Genomic DNA, 16,510 nt, shown 5'->3' with positions numbered 1-16,510 from the left:
TAGGACCACACTCCCAAACTCGTCAACACCAGAAAACAAAGATCCGTCAGAAAATCGTCACGGCAGCAGGATGGAAGACACCGACGCATCGCTCAATCTGCTGAAATGATTGGCGGAATGGACCACGGCGATGAACATCTACTGAGCGCATTGCTCCTATGTTCGGCAGATCCCGGATGACCCCGTGCAAGCGATGATCAAAGGCAGACCACTGTTGCGGCTCTTGCTTCGTACCCGCGGATACCTCGCCATGGCGTCGCGTCGACAAACGGCATGGCTGCTCTTAATGAGCCGACGCAGGTCGGTTCGCTGACGCTGCCTCCCAGTCGGATCCACCATGTTCGAACATCGCAAACTTGGGCTTACCGGCCTCGAAGTCACCTCGATCTGCCTCGGAACGATGACCTGGAGCCAACAGAACACCGAGGCCGAGGGCCATGCCCAGCTCGACTATGCGGTCGACCGCGGGATCAACTTCATCGACACGGCCGACATGTATTCGATCCCGCCGTAGGCCGAGACGCAGGGATCGACCGAACGCATCATGGGCACATGGCTCGCTTCGCGCGGGCGACGTGACCGGATCATCTTGGCCAGCAAGGTCAGCGGGCGCAGCAGCAGCGATTGGCTTCGCCCCTACCGAAAGGGTGCCCGGCTCGATGCGGCCAAAATCCGCTATGCGGTCGAGCAATCCCTGATGCGGCTTCGCACGGACTATATGACCTCTACCAGCTGCACTGGCCCGACCGTTCCGTCCCGCTCTTCGGCGCCGGAGGCAATGTGTTCCGCGGTCTGCCCAAGGATGAGGACAGTGTGCCGATCGAGGACACGCTCGGGGCGCCCGGCCGCCTCGTGTCCGAAGGCAAAATTCGTCACGTACGCCTGTCGAACGAGACCGCCTGGGGGGTGTCGCGCTTCCTGCACCTCGCCGAGATCGGCAAGGGCCCGCGGATCGCCTCCATTCAGAAAGTCTACAACCTGCTGAGCCGCACCTTCGAGATCGGCCTCGCCGAAATGGCGCTGCGGGAGGATGTGGGCCTCCTGGCCTATTCGCCTCTCGCGCAGGGCTATCTCACCGGCAAGTACCTCAATGGAGCTCGGCCGGCTGGCGCCCGGACCACCTTGTTCGAGCGTGGCCAGCGCTACGAAAAGCCCGGCACCGACGTGGCGATCTGAGCCTATGTGACACTCGCGCGCGACGCCGGCCTCCACCCGGCCCAGATGGCGCTCGCCTTCGTGACGTCACGGCCCTTCGTCACGTCCAACATCATCGGCACCACCACGATGGCCCAGCTGAAAACGGCGCTGAACTCGGCTGATGTGGTACTCCCGCCCGACTTGGAAGCCCGTATCGACGCCATCCATCAAATCCACCGGAACCCGGCGCCCTGATCTCCGTTCCGGTTCGGCATTGATCTCAACGGCCGAAGCGGTGCTGGCCGCCGGCCTCCAACCGACGCGCATAGGCGGTCAGCGGAAAACAGAGGGCGAAATAGATCGCCGCCACCATGCCGTAGACCGTGAAGGGCTCGAAGGTCGCATTGTTGATGGCATTGGCGGTCCGCATCAGCTCGGCATAGCCGATGATGGACGTCACCGCGGTCGCCTTGACCAGTTGCACCAGAAAGCCGACGGCCGGTGGCAGCGTCATTCGCAGGGCCTGTGGCAGAACCACGAGGCGCAAACAGGCGGACCGGGGGAGGCCCAGCGCCCGCGCCGCCTCCCATTGTCCCTTGGGCAGCGCCTCGACGCCGCCCCGCCAGATCTCGGCCAGATAGGCGCTTGCGTAGAAGGTCAGCCCGAACGAGGCCGCCATCCAGGGTTCGATCTGCAAGCCGAGCAGCGGCAGGCCGAAGAATACGAGAAACAGCTGCAACAGCAGGGGCGTCCCCTGAAACAGCCCGATATAGCCATTGGCGGACCTTGCCAGCCACGGCCGGGGGTCGATGCGCGCGGCGAGGATCAACAAACCGACCACGCCACCTCCCAAAAAGGCGACCAGCGTCAGCGCGAGTGTCCAACGCGCGGCGAGCAGCAGATTGATGACGATGTCGGAGGTCGAGAACTCGTCCATCAGCGGCCCCTGAAGATCCAGCGGTGCGCACCTGCCTCCATGCCTCGCCGCATCGCTGTGGCGAGGCCCAGGTAAAGCCCGGTCACGACCAGGTAGGTCTCGAAGGGCCGGAAGGTCCGCGATTGCAGCAGATCGGCCTCATAGGTGAGATCACGCACGGCGATCTGCGACACCACCGCGGATTCGAGCAGGATGATGATGATCTGGCTCGACAGCGCCGGGAAGATCACACGGAGCGCCTGTGGCAGCACGACGCTGAGAAAGACCCGTGTGCGGCTGAGCCCAAGCGCCGCCCCTCCCTCCCCCTGCCCTTTCGGCACGGCCTCGAGGCCGGCCCGAACCACCTCGATGCCATAGGCGGTCATGTTCAGCGTCATGGCCAGGATAGCGGCCGTGACGGCGTTCAGCCTGATCCCGAGCCCCGGCAGGCCGAAGAAGATGAAAAACAGCTGCACCAGGAAGGGCGTGTTGCGGACCAGTTCGACATAGGCTCCGACCGCACGACGGAGCCCCTTGGAGCGGCTGCGCCGCGCCGCTGCCCCGGCGATGCTCAGCACTGTCCCCAAAACTGTGACCACGACGATGAGTCCCATCGTGGTCGCCACGCCCGACGCGAGCACCGTGAGCGCGTCGGGCAACCAACTGAAATCGAGCATGACGGCTCGGCGTCAGTCGACGAGGTCCTTGGGGTCGAGCGGCTTACCGAGCCACTGGGTCGAGACCTTGTCGAGCGAGCCGTCCTTCTTCATGCCGTCGATGGCATCATCGAGCACTTTCAACAGAGCCGGCTCTTCCTTGTTGATGGCGAGATGGTCAGGCGAGGACAGCAGCTGAAATTTCTGCTCCGGCGCGATATCGGTGTGTTTGGCCAGGACCTGTGCGCCGACATCGTTGCCCACCGCCATGAGTTGCACCTGCCCGGACAAGAAAGCCTGCATCACGGCGCTGTAATTGTCGAAGCGGCGGATATCGGCGCTTTTCGGTGCGGCCGCTGTGAGAGAAGTGTCTTCGAGCGTGCCGCGATTGACCGAAATCGACTTGTCGGCGAGGTCGCTGGCACCTTTCACATCGGTGGCTTTGGGACCGATCACGGCGATATAATAAGGCGCATAGGCCTGGGTGAAGGCAATGACCTTCTCGCGCTCGGCATTCTTGCCGACGCTCATCAGCACGTCGACCCGATGCCCGGTGAGGTACGGAATACGGTTCTGCCCCGTGACTTCGACGAGCGCGAGCTTGACCTTGAGGCCAGTCGCCAGAGCCTTGGCGACATCGATGTCATAACCTTTCAAACTCATGTCGGCGCCGACCGACGAGAAGGGCGGGAAATCGGCAAACACACCCACTTTCAGCACGCCGGATTTCTGAATGTCGGCCAATCCATCGGCGCGGGCCCCGCCCGCACAGAAAGCCAGGAGGCCCACGGCGGTCGCGAGGGCTTGGGGAAGCAGGCGAAACATCTTTGGGTCTCCGGAGAAATGGAAGCGGGTCGGCTCCTATTGGCGGCGCGACGCCGATAGGTCGAGGCAAGGCGACGGACCCCAACATGACCTCATGTCGGAGCGGCGGCTAGTTGCAAAAAGCTCGAACGCGGCGAGAATCGTGGACGACTGTCAGCCTCGCCGCATTGCCGGGCAACATGCTGCGAAGGGCGGCAATAAGGAGAGCCTCTGCCTTCCGCAGGTCAGCGCGATGGCGGTTCGATGCGCAGGATTTTTTGCGCTTTGCGAAGCGACCCTGCACACGCATGATCCAAGCAGCCGGGAAGGTGTTGTGTGGGAGCCCGATGCCCCTTGAGCGGAAAACTCGACCCATTTCAGGCCCGCCATGCGAATGCAACGGCCCGCAAGTCGCATGATCCCCGAGACGCGCGATGACGGCTCGAACGCTCGCTTTTGAAGAAGGCTTCTCCCACTTGAGCTTGAACTCACTTCTCCTCGCAACCGATGTTCCACCGATCCCGGCTGCGGCGCAGTGTCGGGCGGACTATGATGGCCGGCTGGGGCCGATGATCGACCTTGCCCAGGCCGTCCCGGGGACACCGCCGCCCCAGGAGCTTCTCGATCGCCTCGGTGCGGCAGGGCGCGACCCGGCGCGCACCACCTATGGACCGATTGTCGGCGACCTCGATCTGCGCGAGGCCTTGGCGGCGGACATCGACACCACCTATGCGGCCTCGATCGGTCCGGGCGACCTTGCGATCACGTCCGGCTGCAACCAGGCGTTCTTCGTCACCATGCTGGCTCTCGCCCGGGCGGGCGACGCGGTCATTCTTCCCGTTCCCTGGTATTTCAACCACAAGATGACGCTGGACATGCTGGGGATCGCCGCCGTGCCCCTGCCCTGCCGAGCGGAAAACGGTTTCGTGCCGAGCGTCGCGGAAGCCCGTGCGCTGATTTCCGCCGAGACGCGGGCCATCGTTCTCGTGACCCCCAACAATCCGACGGGGGCAACCTACCCGCCCGCGGTCATCGAGGCCTTCCAGGACCTGGCGAGCGAGACCGGCTTGATGCTGGTGATCGATGAAACCTATCGGGACTTCCTGCCTGAGGGCCAGACGCGGCCACACGATCTGTTCCGGCACCAAGGATGGCGGAACACGACGATCCACCTCTACTCGTTCTCGAAAAGCTATGCGGTTCCGGGATATCGGCTTGGCGCCATCATGGGCGATGCGCGCATCCTGAGCGAGATCGGCAAGATCCTCGATTGCATGACGATCTGCCCGGCCCGTGTCGCGCAAGGTGCGATCGCCTGGGCGATCGAGGGCATCCGAGACTGGCGCGCCGGCGTCCGGCAGACCATCAACCGGCGAGCCGCTCTGTTCAGGGACGTCATCGCGGCATCGCCGGGTTGGTCGGTGTCCGCGATCGGTGCCTATTTCGCCTATGTGCGGCACCCCTTCGTTGATTCAGGCGAAGCCGCGGCGGCCCGGCTTGCGCGCAAGTGTGGCATCATCACGCTCCCCGGCACATTCTTCGGCCCTGCGCAGCAAGACCACCTGCGCTTCGCATTCGCCAATGTCGATGACGGGGAAATCGCGACGATCGGCGAACGACTGCTGCACGCCATCCTGCCGACGCAGACCTGACGGCGACTGGTCACGCCACAGAGCCTGCGGCCAAGATCGCACCCTGGCGCGGCACGGCTGCGATCACACCCTCGAGATCTCCCTCTCGGCGCTGGCGAGACGGTTTCTGCACTCCGACAACAATTGTCGGCAATGGCGGAAGAAGGCGGCGACAGGCGGACCGCGATCATCGGCTGCTGAGCGACCGAGCCCGGTGGCGATCTGCCTGAACAATATGGCGAGTCGACCCGGGCAATTGTCGCCACAGCAACGTTCAGACATATCCGCACATCCTACAGCAACGGCGATGGCGTCCTATCCGGAGACATTGACAAGCTTCGGAGGCGCTCGGGTGCGCGGGTTCGACAACATCAGAGACCGAGGCATCGGCGGGACGGGGATGCTTCGTCATTCGCGGACGGCTCAGCGAGTAGCGCTTGGCTCCCCAGACGCCGCATGCACTGCCGCCTGCGCACCGGCGGAGCGCCGCGTCTCGATCAGATCGCCTTGAAGGCCGTCCGTGTCGCGATCGCGTCCATCGGGTAGGCGGCAACCTCCTGGACGAGGCGCACCAAGGCCTGCGCGGCCCGCTCCACTTCCTCGCTCCCACGTGTCGCGTCAGCCGCCGCCGCATTGCCGGCCACCCCGGACGGATGCAGATCCTGCGCCTGCCAGCCGAAGCTCACACCGCCTTCCGGTGTCAGGATGCCGCCTTGGCGTTCGAGCTCCAGTGAGCTCGAACGGAAATCCTCCGCGAGATCCATGCGAACGAGATCGGGATGGAGATGCAGCATGACGCTCGTTTCCGATTCTCCGCCGTGGATGCCGTGCCGCCGCTCCTCGACCGAGTAGAGATCCGCCGTATCGATGGTGCGGAACCAGGAGGCCCCGACCGCGAACATGCCGAGTTCGACCCGCAGCTCGCGGCACACGATCTCCATGAGCTGCGGCTGCCCGCCATGCGAATTCCAGAAGATGATGCGGCGAACCCCGGCCCGCCATGCACTTTTGGCGACTTCGAACCAGACGCGTCCGAGAACATCATAGGGCAGGCTCAGAGTGCCGGGATAGGCCAGGTGCTCGTTCGATTTGCCGATCGGCAGGGCGGGAAGAACCAGCGCCGGCACGTCATCCGGCATCAGCGCGACGGCCCGCGCCACGATTCCGGCATTGATGGCAGCATCGACCCGCACCGGCAGATGCGGCCCGTGCTGCTCGACTGCGCCGACGGGAAGGATTGCCACGACACGCTGCATGTCGAGCTCGGCGAATTCGCGGGTGGAGAGGTCCCACCACCATCGTGACGACGTCCTCACGTGCGGTCTTCCTGTAGGGCCTTGAAGCGGTGATCGGCATGAAGCGGCATGGGTTTGTCCTTTGATCACCACACAGGACACCAACCGCCGCCGCGCCCCAAGCGTCGATATTGCGGCGCCGTGTGCGCCGAACGGCAACGCTCGCTCGCGCCGGTCCTTTGCGTCGCGGGTCGTCTGCAGCCCGGCTTCACCACGGAACGGTGCGTCCCTCGCGATCGAGATATTGCAGACCGGGTTTGCCCAGCTGCGAGAGAAGCACGTCCACCACCTTCGGAATGCTTTCCTCGATGCTGAATGTCGCATCGGGTCCACCGAGCGCGGTGCGGATCCAGCCGGGCGCCATCAACAGCAATGCGCGCGCATCTCCGGCGTGGCGGGCCGCGTAGCTCCGCATGAACATGTTCAAGGCGGCCTTGCTGCCCCGGTAGATTTCAGCCCGGCCGTTGGTGTTGTTGCTGATGCTGCCCTGCCCCGACGACATGATGCCGATCATGCCGTTTGCGGGGACAAGGTCTTCCAGGCGCTCTATGACCCGCATCGGACTGAGCGCGTTGGTGACCATCACGTGCACGAACTCTTCCTTTGAGATTTCGGCGATCGTGTCGCCGGGATTCCTATTGGCGGTACCGGCATTGTGGAAAAGGATGTCGAAGCTCCGGCCATGCAGACGGTCGTGCAATGCCGCGATCTGATCAGGTTCGGTGACGTCGAGGGTCTCGATTTCGAGACCCGGATGTCTGTCCGCCAGATCGTGCAACTCGGTTCTGGCGCTTTCCTGCACGGTGCCGACGACGTTCCAACCTCTCTTCAGAAACTCGGTCGCCATGGCTGCGCCGAGACCGCGTGACGCTCCGATGATAAGAATCGTAGGGCTGGGATCGGATGAACTCAGAGGCATGGCGATGTCCTTCGCGGTGAAAGTCTGCCGCGAAGGTGAGGGTCTGTGGCGACTGGCGCCAGACGCACTGCAGACATTGTATGGATGCACAGAACGCCATGTCGGGTTTGTCACCCGAAGCGGTTCGCGCGATGGATGATGTGGACCTGAACCCGCTGACGGCCCCGGACCCACCGCTTTCCGAGGGCAGCGTCAGCAACGCGGCTCTTCGCGGAACAGCCATCATGTTGGTCTGCGGGCGTGTCGCCATTCTAGGTCAGGTGCGTCCCCGTTTGGGGGTCCAGTCGGAGGGTGAGATGCCGATGAGCCTGAATTCGAACTGAGACACGACCGAGGCTCCCACTCACTTCCCTTCTTCCTGAATTTCGGCTACGGGACCCCATGGTAGTTGGATCGGCTGAGCCGATATCTGGTCTCCCGGTCCGCAAACCGTCCAGCCCTTGCGCCACTCGAAGGGCCGCTTTCGCGGCCCTTTTTCATGCCGCCAAGGGCGTCATCCAGGCCGCGAGGCTTTGATGGCGAGGTGGAATGTGAGCGAAACGGCCTTGCGCCTGCGTAAGGTCCAATCCGTCCGAACCGAGAGTGACTATGCCGAAGCGCACCGACATCACGACGATCATGATCATCGGTGCGGGCCCTATCGTGATCGGCCAGGCCTGCGAATTCGACTACTCCGGCACCCAGGCCTGCAAGGCCCTGCGCGAGGAGGGGTACCGCATCGTTCTGGTCAACTCCAACCCCGCGACAATCATGACCGATCCGGACATGGCGGACCGGACCTATGTCGAGCCGATCACCCCCGAGATCGTCGCCCGGATCATCAAGGCCGAACGGCATGCCGTACCGGGCGGCTTTGCGCTCCTGCCCACAATGGGGGGGCAGACGGCCCTGAACTGCGCCTTATCGCTGGAGAAAATGGGCGTCCTGGCCGAATACGATGTTGAGTTGATCGGCGCGACCGCTCACGCGATCGACAAGGCCGAGGATCGCGAGTTGTTTCGCGACGCCATGACGAAGATCGGCCTGGATACGCCGCGCTCGCATCATGTGAGAACGTTGGCGGCGGCGCTCGCCGTCCTCGACGAGATCGGCCTGCCCGCCATCATCCGCCCTTCGTTCACGCTCGGCGGCACGGGCGGCGGCATTGCCTACAACAAGCAGGAATATATCGACATCGTGGAAGGTGGCCTCGATGCCTCGCCAACCTCCCAGGTTCTGGTCGAGGAGAGCGTGCTCGGCTGGAAGGAGTTCGAGATGGAGGTGGTCCGCGACAAGGCGGACAATTGCATCATCGTCTGCTCCATCGAGAACATCGATCCGATGGGCGTTCACACCGGTGATTCGATCACCGTCGCACCGGCTCTCACGCTGACCGACAAGGAATACCAGATCATGCGCGACGCCTCCTTGGCGGTGCTGCGCGAGATCGGCGTCGAGACGGGCGGCTCCAACGTGCAATTCGCGATCAACCCGGAAAACGGGCGCATGATCGTGATCGAGATGAACCCGCGCGTGTCGCGCTCCTCGGCGCTGGCCTCCAAGGCCACCGGGTTCCCGATTGCGAAAGTCGCGGCTAAGCTCGCGGTCGGCTACACGCTCGACGAGGTGGCGAACGACATCACGGGCGGCGCGACCCCCGCCTCCTTCGAACCGACCATCGACTATGTGGTCACCAAGATTCCGCGCTTCGCCTTCGAGAAGTTCCCAGGCGCGGAGCCCCTCCTGACGACCTCCATGAAGTCGGTTGGTGAGGCCATGGCGATCGGGCGCACCTTCGCGGAGAGCCTGCAGAAAGCGCTGCGCTCGTTGGAGACCGGGCTGTCGGGCCTGGACGAGGTCCCGATCGAAGGCCTCGGTCAGGGCGACGATGCTGCGATCTTGCGGGCCGCGCTCGGCAAGCCCACGCCGGACCGGCTGCTGAAGGTGGCCCAGGCCCTGCGTCACGGCATGAGCCAAGCCGACATCTACGAGGTGTGCCGCATCGACCATTGGTTCATCGAGCGGTTGCAGGAGATCGTCGATCTCGAAGACAAGGTGCGGCGGTTCGGCCTGCCTCCATCGACGGCGCCGATGCGCATGCTCAAGGCCGCAGGCTTCTCGGATCTCCGGCTCGCTACCCTGGCTGACATGTCGCCCGAGGCGGTGGCGGCCCACCGCAAGGCACTGGACGTCAAGCCGGTCTTCAAACGGATCGACACCTGCGCGGCCGAATTCGCCTCGCCCACAGCCTATATGTATTCCACCTACGCGGCCCCTTTCGCGGGCGCGCCCGCAGATGAGTCGCGCCCGAGCGACCGCACCAAGATCGTGATCCTGGGCGGCGGTCCGAACCGGATCGGCCAGGGGATCGAATTCGATTACTGCTGCTGCCATGCCTGCTTCGCCCTGAGCGAGGCCGGCTACGAAACCATCATGGTCAATTGCAACCCGGAAACGGTGTCGACCGACTATGACACGTCGGACCGTCTCTATTTCGAGCCGCTGACCGCCGAGGACGTGCTGGCCATCATCGACAAGGAGCGGGAGGCCGGAACGCTCAAAGGCGTGATCGTCCAATTCGGAGGCCAGACGCCGCTGAAACTCGCCAAGGCGCTCGAAAAAGCCGGCGTGCCCATTTTGGGGACTTCGGTCGATTCGATCGATCTCGCTGAGGACCGGGATCGCTTCAAGCGCATGCTCGACCGCCTCGACCTGAGGCAACCTGAGAACGGCATTGCCTATTCGGTCGAACAATCCCGCACGGTCGCGGCCAAGCTCGGGCTGCCGCTCGTCGTGCGACCCTCCTATGTACTGGGAGGGCGCGCGATGGCGATCATCCGCGATCAGGCCACCCTCGACGATTATCTGCTCGGCACCCTGCCCGGCCTCGTGCCTTCCGACGTCAAGGCGCGCTACCCAAACGACAAGACCGGCCAGATCAATACCGTGCTGGGGGAGAATCCGCTCCTGTTCGACCGCTATCTGTCCAATGCCACGGAGGTCGACGTCGATTGCCTCTGCGACGGCAAGGATGTCTTCGTGGCCGGCATCATGGAACATATCGAGGAGGCCGGCATCCATTCGGGGGACTCGGCTTGCTCTCTACCACCACGCTCGCTCTCGCCCGAGACGCTGTCTGAGCTTGAGCGCCAGACCCGCAAAATGGCTCTTGCCCTCCATGTCGGTGGCCTGATGAATGTCCAGTTCGCCATCAAGGACGGCACGATCTTCGTCCTCGAGGTCAATCCACGCGCTTCGCGCACGGTGCCGTTCGTGGCCAAGGTGATCGGTAAGCCGCTCGCCAAGATCGCTTCGCGGATCATGGCCGGCGAGACACTCGCCTCGTTCCATTTGAAGGCGGGAGAATTGAACCATGTCGGCGTCAAGGAATCCGTGTTCCCCTTCGCTCGTTTCCCGAACGTCGATACGGTGCTCGGACCCGAAATGCGGTCGACCGGCGAGGTCATCGGTCTCGCCCGCACCTTCGAGGCCGCGTTCGCCAAGAGCCAGCTCGGCGGCGGCACGAAAGTGCCGGTGGAGGGGACGGTCTTCGTCTCGGTGAAGGACGCCGATAAGCCCCGCATCATGGCGACCATGAAGGCTCTCGCGGCGCTGGGGTTCCGCATCCAGGCCACAGGCGGCACCTTTCGGGCCCTGCAGGCGGAGGGCATTCCCGCCATCAAGATCAACAAAGTCTCCGAAGGCCGCCCGCACGTGGTCGACGCCATCAAGAACGGCGGTATTCAGCTCGTGTTCAACACGACCGAGAGCGCTCTAGCCTTGTCGGACTCGCGCTCCCTCCGCCAGGCGGCCCTCTTGCACAAGGTGCCGTATTATACGACTATTGCGGGTGCGATCGCGGCCGCGCAGGGGATAGGCGCCTATAAGGGCGGGGATCTGGAAGTGCGGGCCTTGCAGGACTATTTCGACTGAACGGAGCGCCCCGGCGGTCTGCGGGTCGATTGAAGCGGCTTAGGGCGAGGGCTTTCGGCTCACGCCTCTGAGCCTCTTTTGCGTTTTCGGCTCGGCGACGCTGGACGACCGCACAGGAATTTCGGGGAGAGGCAGACCGGATAGCCGGTCGCCACGTAGAAAGAGTTAGCCATGGACAAGGTGCCGATGACGACGGCGGGCTATGCCGCCCTCGAACAGGAGTTGAAGACGCGTCAGCAGGAAGAGCGCCCGCGTATCATCCAGGCGATCGCGGAAGCCCGGTCGCACGGTGATCTGTCCGAAAACGCTGAATATCACGCCGCGAAAGAATCACAGTCCTTGAACGAGGGGCGTATCGCCGAAATCGAGGACAAGCTGTCGCGCGCCGAAGTAATCGACGTTTCGAAGCTATCCGGGACCACCATCAAATTCGGCGCGACCGTCAATCTCATCGACGAAGACACCGAAGAGGAGAAGACCTTCCAGCTTGTCGGAGAGACCGAGGCCGACGTCAAGCTCGGCAAGGTTTCGATCACTTCACCGACCGCGCGGGCGCTGATCGGCAAGAAGGTGGGTGACACGGTCGAGGTCAATACACCGGGTGGCGGCAAGAGCTATGAAGTCGTGAAAGTGGCTTTCCGGTAAGAATGCCGACACGTCCGTCCCTGTCTCGCCGTCGCTTTCTTGCGGGTGCCACGCTTGCCGCGGCCGGGCTGCCACTTCGGGCCTGGGCGCAGGAGACCGCGCCCTCGGCACCAGTACGGTTCAGCGCGGTGCGGGTCGACGCGGGGCCGCTCGCGGCCCGGGGTGGTGGCATGTCGGCGGCGATGATCCAGCGCGTTCTGCCCGGTAAGATGAAGGAGATTTTCGCCGATCTCCTGGTGCCCGCCAGCCATCAAGCACCTCTGCTGGTCGCCCGCATCGACACGCTGTACCTGTCCGGATATGCCGACGCGATCTCGCCCGGGGCCGCACTCCAGAGTTTGGATTCGATGGACGGCGCCGGGCTTGTCGTGATGGGACGTCAGGTTCAGGCAAGCACACGGCTACATGTTACCCTTCCGGCCAGCTACAGCGGCGCCTATTACCTCCCTGACATCGATGCGCGCCGAATCGACTCTCTCTGCACCCAGTTTGCTTATTGGCTCAGGCGCGAGATGCAGCTTTGAGCCTACTGTCGGTGTGACCCGTATTTCACCGCGCCTTCCTGTCGGAACCACGAGTTGGGTCATTACCGACGGAAAGATCGGGGACGAGGTCCATTGTTTCGGCATTGCCGAGGCTTTGGGGCTGAGTCCGGAGCGCCGGCTGGTGGAGCCCCGGGCCCCCTGGTCGTGGATGGCTCCCTATGGGCCGGTGGATTGGCGGGATGGTCCTTCGCGACGCTCAAGCCCGATTGCCCCCCCGTTTCCCGACATCGTCATCGCGTCGGGTCGACGGACGGTGCCGTATCTCCTGACCGTGAAAAGGGCTTCGCGGGGCCGGACGTTCACGGTGTTCAGCAAGGATCCTTATCGCGGATTGAAGGCCGCGGACGTCATCTACGTCCCGGAGCACGACGCCTTGCGCGGGGACAATGTCGTCACGACCCTGACATCGCCGCATCGCCTGACCGCCGAAGGCTTCAAGGCGGCGCGTGAGTGCCCCGATATCCGGCTCGCTCCGTTGCAAGCCCCGCGCGTCGGTTTCGTTCTCGGCGGTCCCAGCGGCCAGTATAAGTTCAAGAGCGAAGACGCTGCACGTCTGACGGGGATCGCGGCACAGGTCCTGCGCAACGGCTACAGCGTGATGGTCACCCCGTCACGTCGCACACCCGACTTCGTGCTCGCGGCCTTCCGCGAGACACTGGGGCCGGCCCTCGAGGAGGGTCGGGCCTTCGTGTGGGACGGCCAAGGAGAAAACCCCTATATGCCCATCCTGGCCCTCTCCGACGCCATCGTGATCACGGGCGACAGCGTGAACATGATCGGCGAGGCGGCCATGTCAGGGGTCCCGATCCATATCGTCGAATCGAGCGGCGGCCACCTCAAAATGACCCGCTTCATCGATCGCATGGTCGAGATCGGGGCAGCCCGGCGGTGGGCCGGACGGATCGAGCGGTTCAGCTATGCGCCTGTGGATGCCACGCCGGAGATCGCCGAGGGCGTCGCGGCGCGATACCATCATTTTCGCGCGCAGAGGCGGATGTCGGGCTCCTGACATCCGCAGCCTGATCAGGTGCGGATGATCTGATCCGGAAAGGACAATTGCTCACGCGCACGCCAGTCGGGCGTCACATAGTTCAGGATCACGGACTTCCGAACGCCGGTGATGGGGCGCTTCTCGAAGCCGTGCCATGTGTTCGCTCCGGGCACGAAGATCATCGCCGCATTTCGGATAAAAGGTGATGTCCCGAAGTGCTGCTCCTTGCTGGCATAGATGTCGGTGCCCAGCAACTCGTGGCCCGGCCCTTGAGAAAGATAGATCAGGCAGGTGAACTTCTTGACCCCGAGATCCGTGTGCGGTTCGAGCCAGAAACCGTCGATATCTTGCGCGTATTCAAGCCGAAGGTAAGTGTTGTCGAGCGGCGCATCGAAGGCCTTGGAAAAAAGGGCGATCACCTCGGGCGTCTGAAGCGCCTCCGCCACATCCGCCATCACCGGAAAGCGGCCCATATTGGCTTCATCGAAATACGACCGCGTGTCGTTATGCAGTTCGCGCTTACCCGACACGCCGTCGAGCGCGGGGGCCGCGAAGGGCAGATCGGCGAGTTCGTCGGCCACGTGCTTCGGGAAGAGCCCGTCCACAAGATAATGCGGATAGGGCTCGGCAAAGCTGCGCCGGTCTGCAACGCTCGTCTTGACCGCCTTGATGATGTCAGTGACCGTCGGGGACGGTCCTGTCGAACGGGTCGCGGTAGCTAAGGTCATCGGTAGCATCCGTATCTTGGGCGTTCAGCGAGACGACCGACCGCGCATTTGCGAGCCTCACCGTCTCACGCACCTATGTCAGCCGTCTGCGCGCGGCGTCGGGCCATTGTTCGAGCCGAAACACGGTGTTCCGGATGGAGAGCCAACCTATGCTGCCCATCCTACGGCTGCAAGAACGCCATGCTTCTTTGGAATTCCTGCAGACTTGACGCTCCTGTTTGAGGTCCGCGCATAACCCTGCAAGCCTTGCAGGACGGAACGCGCGTCCCTATGACTAAGATCAACAGTGCCGCGTGACGAGCACACCCCACGTGCAGGAGCCGTGTGCGGCCAATCGGATCGTCCCATGCCCACAATGCATAGAACAAAGGCGCTTATCATCGGAGCGGGTCCCGCCGGCTATACGGCTGCGGTCTACGCCGCCCGCGCCAATCTCGAACCGATCGTCGTCCAGGGCCTTCAGCCCGGCGGACAGCTGACCATCACGAGCGATGTCGAGAACTGGCCAGGAGAGACCTCGATCCTCGGGCCGGACCTGATGGAAAAGATGCAGGCGCAAGCCCAGCATGCCGGTGCCCGCCTGATGTTCGACATCATTACCTCCGTCGACTTCAGCAAGCGACCGTTCACCTGCATAGGGGACGGTGGCGACACCTACGTGGCCGACACCGTGATCATCGCGACCGGCGCACAGGCCAAATGGCTTGGTTTGCCCTCGGAAGAGGCGCTGCTCGGCGCGGGCGTCAGTGGCTGCGCGGTCTGCGACGGGGCCTTCTTCAAGAATAAGGATGTCGTCGTGGTCGGAGGCGGCAATACGGCCGTCGAGGACGCGCTTTATCTCACGCGACATGCCCGCAAGGTCACGGTGGTCCACCGGCGCGACCGTTTTCGGGCCGAGAAGATCATGCAGGACAGGCTGTTCGCTCATCCCAAGGTCGAGGTGATCTGGAATAGCGTGGTGGACGAGATCCTGGGTGACGGCACGCCCCGCAAGGTGACCGGAGTTCAACTGCGGCAGACCTCGAACGATGCCGTGTCGCGGCTGCCTGCGGACGGCGTCTTCATTGCGATCGGCCATGCGCCGGCCACCGCCGTGTTCCAGGGCCATGTTCCGACGGATTCCGAGGGGTACATCATCACCGCAGCGGATTCGACCGCGACATCGGTTCCCGGCGTCTTCGCGGCCGGCGATGTCAAGGACAAGATCTACCGTCAGGCCGTCACTGCGGCCGGGATGGGCTGCATGGCCGCGCTCGAAGCGGAGAAATTTCTCGCGGAACACGAGGGTAGCGCCAAAGTGCGGGCCGCGGAACTGCGGCACGAGGATATGATCGGTGCCTATGATTGAGACGGGCGCCATCTGACGAACAGTTGCGTCGACGACATACGGCGAGCTCGACCTCGCCGTTGGGGAATTGAGGGAGGACCAGGTGGATTGGGACAAACTGCGCGTGTTCCAGGCGGCTGCCGACGCGGGCTCCTTCACGCATGCCGGACAGGTCCTGAACCTCAGCCAGTCGGCGGTGAGCCGCCAGATCAGCGCCCTGGAGCAGGATCTCGAAGTTCCCCTCTTCCACCGCCATGCACGCGGGCTGCTGCTGACCGAACAGGGCGACCTGCTGTTCCGCACGGTGCAGGACGTCATGCAGAAGCTCGACGCGGTACGCACCCACCTGACCGACAGCCGCGAGAAACCCAATGGCGAACTCCGGATCACCACGACCTTCGGCATCGGGACAAGCTGGCTCGCACCGCGCATCGGCGAGTTCATGTCGCTTTATCCGGACATCAAGCTCAAACTGATCCTGACCGATGAGGAACTCGATCTCGGCATGCGTGAAGCGGATCTCGCGCTGCGGCTGCGCGAACCGATGCAGCCCGATCTCATCCGCCGTCGCCTGTTCACCGTGCGGTATCACGCCTATGCGTCCGCCGACTATCTGAAGCGCTACGGTCAGCCCCGATCGCTCGATGACCTCGCCAACCACCGCCTGATCGGCTACGAAGGCGGTCCGGCCAACTACCTGACTTTGCTGCTCAACACGCTCCAGAACGCCGGACGTGACAGCAAGAATCAGCGCCCTTCCGCCCTGACGGTCAATAATATGACGGCGATGCGGCTCGCCGTTCAAAGCGGAGCCGGATTGGCGGTCCTTCCCGACTACATCATTGAACCCGGTAACGAACTTGTTCAGCTGCTGCCGCAGACCGACATGCCGGAACTCGACTGCTATCTGGTGTACCCGGAGGAGTTGAAGAGCGTCGCTCGGGTCCAGGTTTTCCGCGACTTCCTGGTCAGCAATGCGCAGCGATGGCGTTTTTGAGCGACGC

The 16,510-nt window shown here is 63.5% G+C and carries 14 protein-coding genes and 1 pseudogene; 9 read left to right on the top strand and 6 right to left on the bottom strand.

The features are described 5' to 3' along the window. The first annotated feature begins 337 nt into the window (after positions 1-337). A pseudogene (locus M8523_RS24480) lies at positions 338-1,392 on the top strand (aldo/keto reductase). A gap of 25 nt (positions 1,393-1,417) precedes the next feature. Here the strand turns inward: M8523_RS24480 and M8523_RS24475 are convergent. Genes M8523_RS24475 through M8523_RS24465 form a run of 3 tightly spaced genes read right to left on the bottom strand, consistent with a single transcriptional unit; the run spans position 1,418 to position 3,534 of the window. Beyond that, positions 1,418-2,074, bottom strand: a complete 657-nt coding sequence (locus M8523_RS24475) for an amino acid ABC transporter permease (RefSeq protein WP_282587530.1) — start codon at positions 2,072-2,074, stop codon at positions 1,418-1,420. Then, the gene (locus M8523_RS24470) at positions 2,074-2,730 is read right to left on the bottom strand and encodes an amino acid ABC transporter permease (RefSeq protein ID WP_282587529.1); all 657 of its coding nucleotides are present in this window, start codon (positions 2,728-2,730) and stop codon (positions 2,074-2,076) included. The genes M8523_RS24475 and M8523_RS24470 overlap by 1 nt, the downstream gene beginning before the upstream one ends. 12 nt (positions 2,731-2,742) lie before the next feature. Continuing rightward, positions 2,743-3,534, bottom strand: coding sequence for a transporter substrate-binding domain-containing protein (locus M8523_RS24465; protein WP_282587528.1), 792 nt, complete (start codon positions 3,532-3,534; stop codon positions 2,743-2,745). A 455-nt stretch (positions 3,535-3,989) separates the two neighbouring features. Between M8523_RS24465 and M8523_RS24460 the strand changes: the two genes are divergently transcribed. Continuing rightward, on the top strand, positions 3,990-5,165 hold the full coding sequence (locus M8523_RS24460; RefSeq protein WP_282587527.1) for an aminotransferase: 1,176 nt from the start codon (positions 3,990-3,992) through the stop codon (positions 5,163-5,165). 476 nt (positions 5,166-5,641) lie between these two features. On the opposite strand, the gene M8523_RS24455 is transcribed toward M8523_RS24460, so the two are convergent. Both M8523_RS24455 and M8523_RS24450 read right to left on the bottom strand, forming a co-directional pair. Then, on the bottom strand, positions 5,642-6,460 hold the full coding sequence (locus M8523_RS24455) for a creatininase family protein (protein WP_282587526.1): 819 nt from the start codon (positions 6,458-6,460) through the stop codon (positions 5,642-5,644). 187 nt (positions 6,461-6,647) lie between these two features. Beyond that, positions 6,648-7,358 carry an SDR family oxidoreductase gene (locus tag M8523_RS24450; protein ID WP_282587525.1) on the bottom strand — a complete coding sequence of 237 codons (711 nt, stop codon included), beginning with the start codon at positions 7,356-7,358 and terminating at the stop codon, positions 6,648-6,650. A gap of 80 nt (positions 7,359-7,438) precedes the next feature. Between M8523_RS24450 and M8523_RS24445 the strand changes: the two genes are divergently transcribed. From M8523_RS24445 to M8523_RS24425, 5 genes are all read left to right on the top strand, one after another. Beyond that, positions 7,439-7,681, top strand: a complete 243-nt coding sequence (locus M8523_RS24445) for a hypothetical protein (RefSeq protein WP_282587524.1) — start codon at positions 7,439-7,441, stop codon at positions 7,679-7,681. Between the two features lie 265 nt (positions 7,682-7,946). Further along, positions 7,947-11,270, top strand: a complete 3,324-nt coding sequence (gene carB / locus M8523_RS24440; protein WP_282587523.1) for a carbamoyl-phosphate synthase large subunit — start codon at positions 7,947-7,949, stop codon at positions 11,268-11,270. Positions 11,271-11,441: 171 nt separating this feature from the next. Next, positions 11,442-11,915, top strand: coding sequence for a transcription elongation factor GreA (gene greA / locus M8523_RS24435; RefSeq protein WP_282587522.1), 474 nt, complete (start codon positions 11,442-11,444; stop codon positions 11,913-11,915). A gap of 2 nt (positions 11,916-11,917) precedes the next feature. Beyond that, complete coding sequence (locus M8523_RS24430) at positions 11,918-12,439, top strand: hypothetical protein (protein WP_282587521.1); 522 nt, start codon at positions 11,918-11,920, stop codon at positions 12,437-12,439. Between the two features lie 13 nt (positions 12,440-12,452). After that, the gene (locus M8523_RS24425; RefSeq protein ID WP_282587520.1) at positions 12,453-13,469 is read left to right on the top strand and encodes a mitochondrial fission ELM1 family protein; all 1,017 of its coding nucleotides are present in this window, start codon (positions 12,453-12,455) and stop codon (positions 13,467-13,469) included. A gap of 14 nt (positions 13,470-13,483) precedes the next feature. On the opposite strand, the gene M8523_RS24420 is transcribed toward M8523_RS24425, so the two are convergent. Next, entirely contained in the window at positions 13,484-14,179 is a 696-nt protein-coding gene (locus tag M8523_RS24420; protein ID WP_282587519.1) for a 2OG-Fe(II) oxygenase, read from the bottom strand. 346 nt (positions 14,180-14,525) lie between these two features. Between M8523_RS24420 and trxB the strand changes: the two genes are divergently transcribed. Next, positions 14,526-15,527, top strand: coding sequence for a thioredoxin-disulfide reductase (gene trxB / locus M8523_RS24415; RefSeq protein ID WP_282587518.1), 1,002 nt, complete (start codon positions 14,526-14,528; stop codon positions 15,525-15,527). A gap of 82 nt (positions 15,528-15,609) precedes the next feature. Continuing rightward, the gene (locus tag M8523_RS24410) at positions 15,610-16,503 is read left to right on the top strand and encodes a LysR family transcriptional regulator (RefSeq protein ID WP_282587517.1); all 894 of its coding nucleotides are present in this window, start codon (positions 15,610-15,612) and stop codon (positions 16,501-16,503) included. The last annotated feature ends 7 nt before the right edge of the window (positions 16,504-16,510 follow it).

It is taken from the genome of Lichenifustis flavocetrariae, assembly GCF_026130545.1.
GTDB lineage: Bacteria > Pseudomonadota > Alphaproteobacteria > Rhizobiales > Beijerinckiaceae > Lichenihabitans > Lichenihabitans flavocetrariae.
This window is presented reverse-complemented; position numbering and strand designations above follow the sequence as displayed.

What these genes read in the sequence shown, in the direction of transcription:
- M8523_RS24475 (WP_282587530.1), bottom strand. Translation starts at nt 2,074, where the DNA reads ATGGACGAGTTCTCGACCTCCGACATCGTCATCAATCTGCTGCTCGCC.
- M8523_RS24470 (WP_282587529.1), bottom strand. Translation starts at nt 2,730, where the DNA reads ATGCTCGATTTCAGTTGGTTGCCCGACGCGCTCACGGTGCTCGCGTCG.
- M8523_RS24465 (WP_282587528.1), bottom strand. Translation starts at nt 3,534, where the DNA reads ATGTTTCGCCTGCTTCCCCAAGCCCTCGCGACCGCCGTGGGCCTCCTG.
- M8523_RS24450 (WP_282587525.1), bottom strand. Translation starts at nt 7,358, where the DNA reads ATGCCTCTGAGTTCATCCGATCCCAGCCCTACGATTCTTATCATCGGA.
- M8523_RS24445 (WP_282587524.1), top strand. Translation starts at nt 7,439, where the DNA reads ATGGATGCACAGAACGCCATGTCGGGTTTGTCACCCGAAGCGGTTCGC.
- carB (WP_282587523.1), top strand. Translation starts at nt 7,947, where the DNA reads ATGCCGAAGCGCACCGACATCACGACGATCATGATCATCGGTGCGGGC.
- greA (WP_282587522.1), top strand. Translation starts at nt 11,442, where the DNA reads ATGGACAAGGTGCCGATGACGACGGCGGGCTATGCCGCCCTCGAACAG.
- M8523_RS24430 (WP_282587521.1), top strand. Translation starts at nt 11,918, where the DNA reads ATGCCGACACGTCCGTCCCTGTCTCGCCGTCGCTTTCTTGCGGGTGCC.
- M8523_RS24420 (WP_282587519.1), bottom strand. Translation starts at nt 14,179, where the DNA reads ATGACCTTAGCTACCGCGACCCGTTCGACAGGACCGTCCCCGACGGTC.
- trxB (WP_282587518.1), top strand. Translation starts at nt 14,526, where the DNA reads ATGCCCACAATGCATAGAACAAAGGCGCTTATCATCGGAGCGGGTCCC.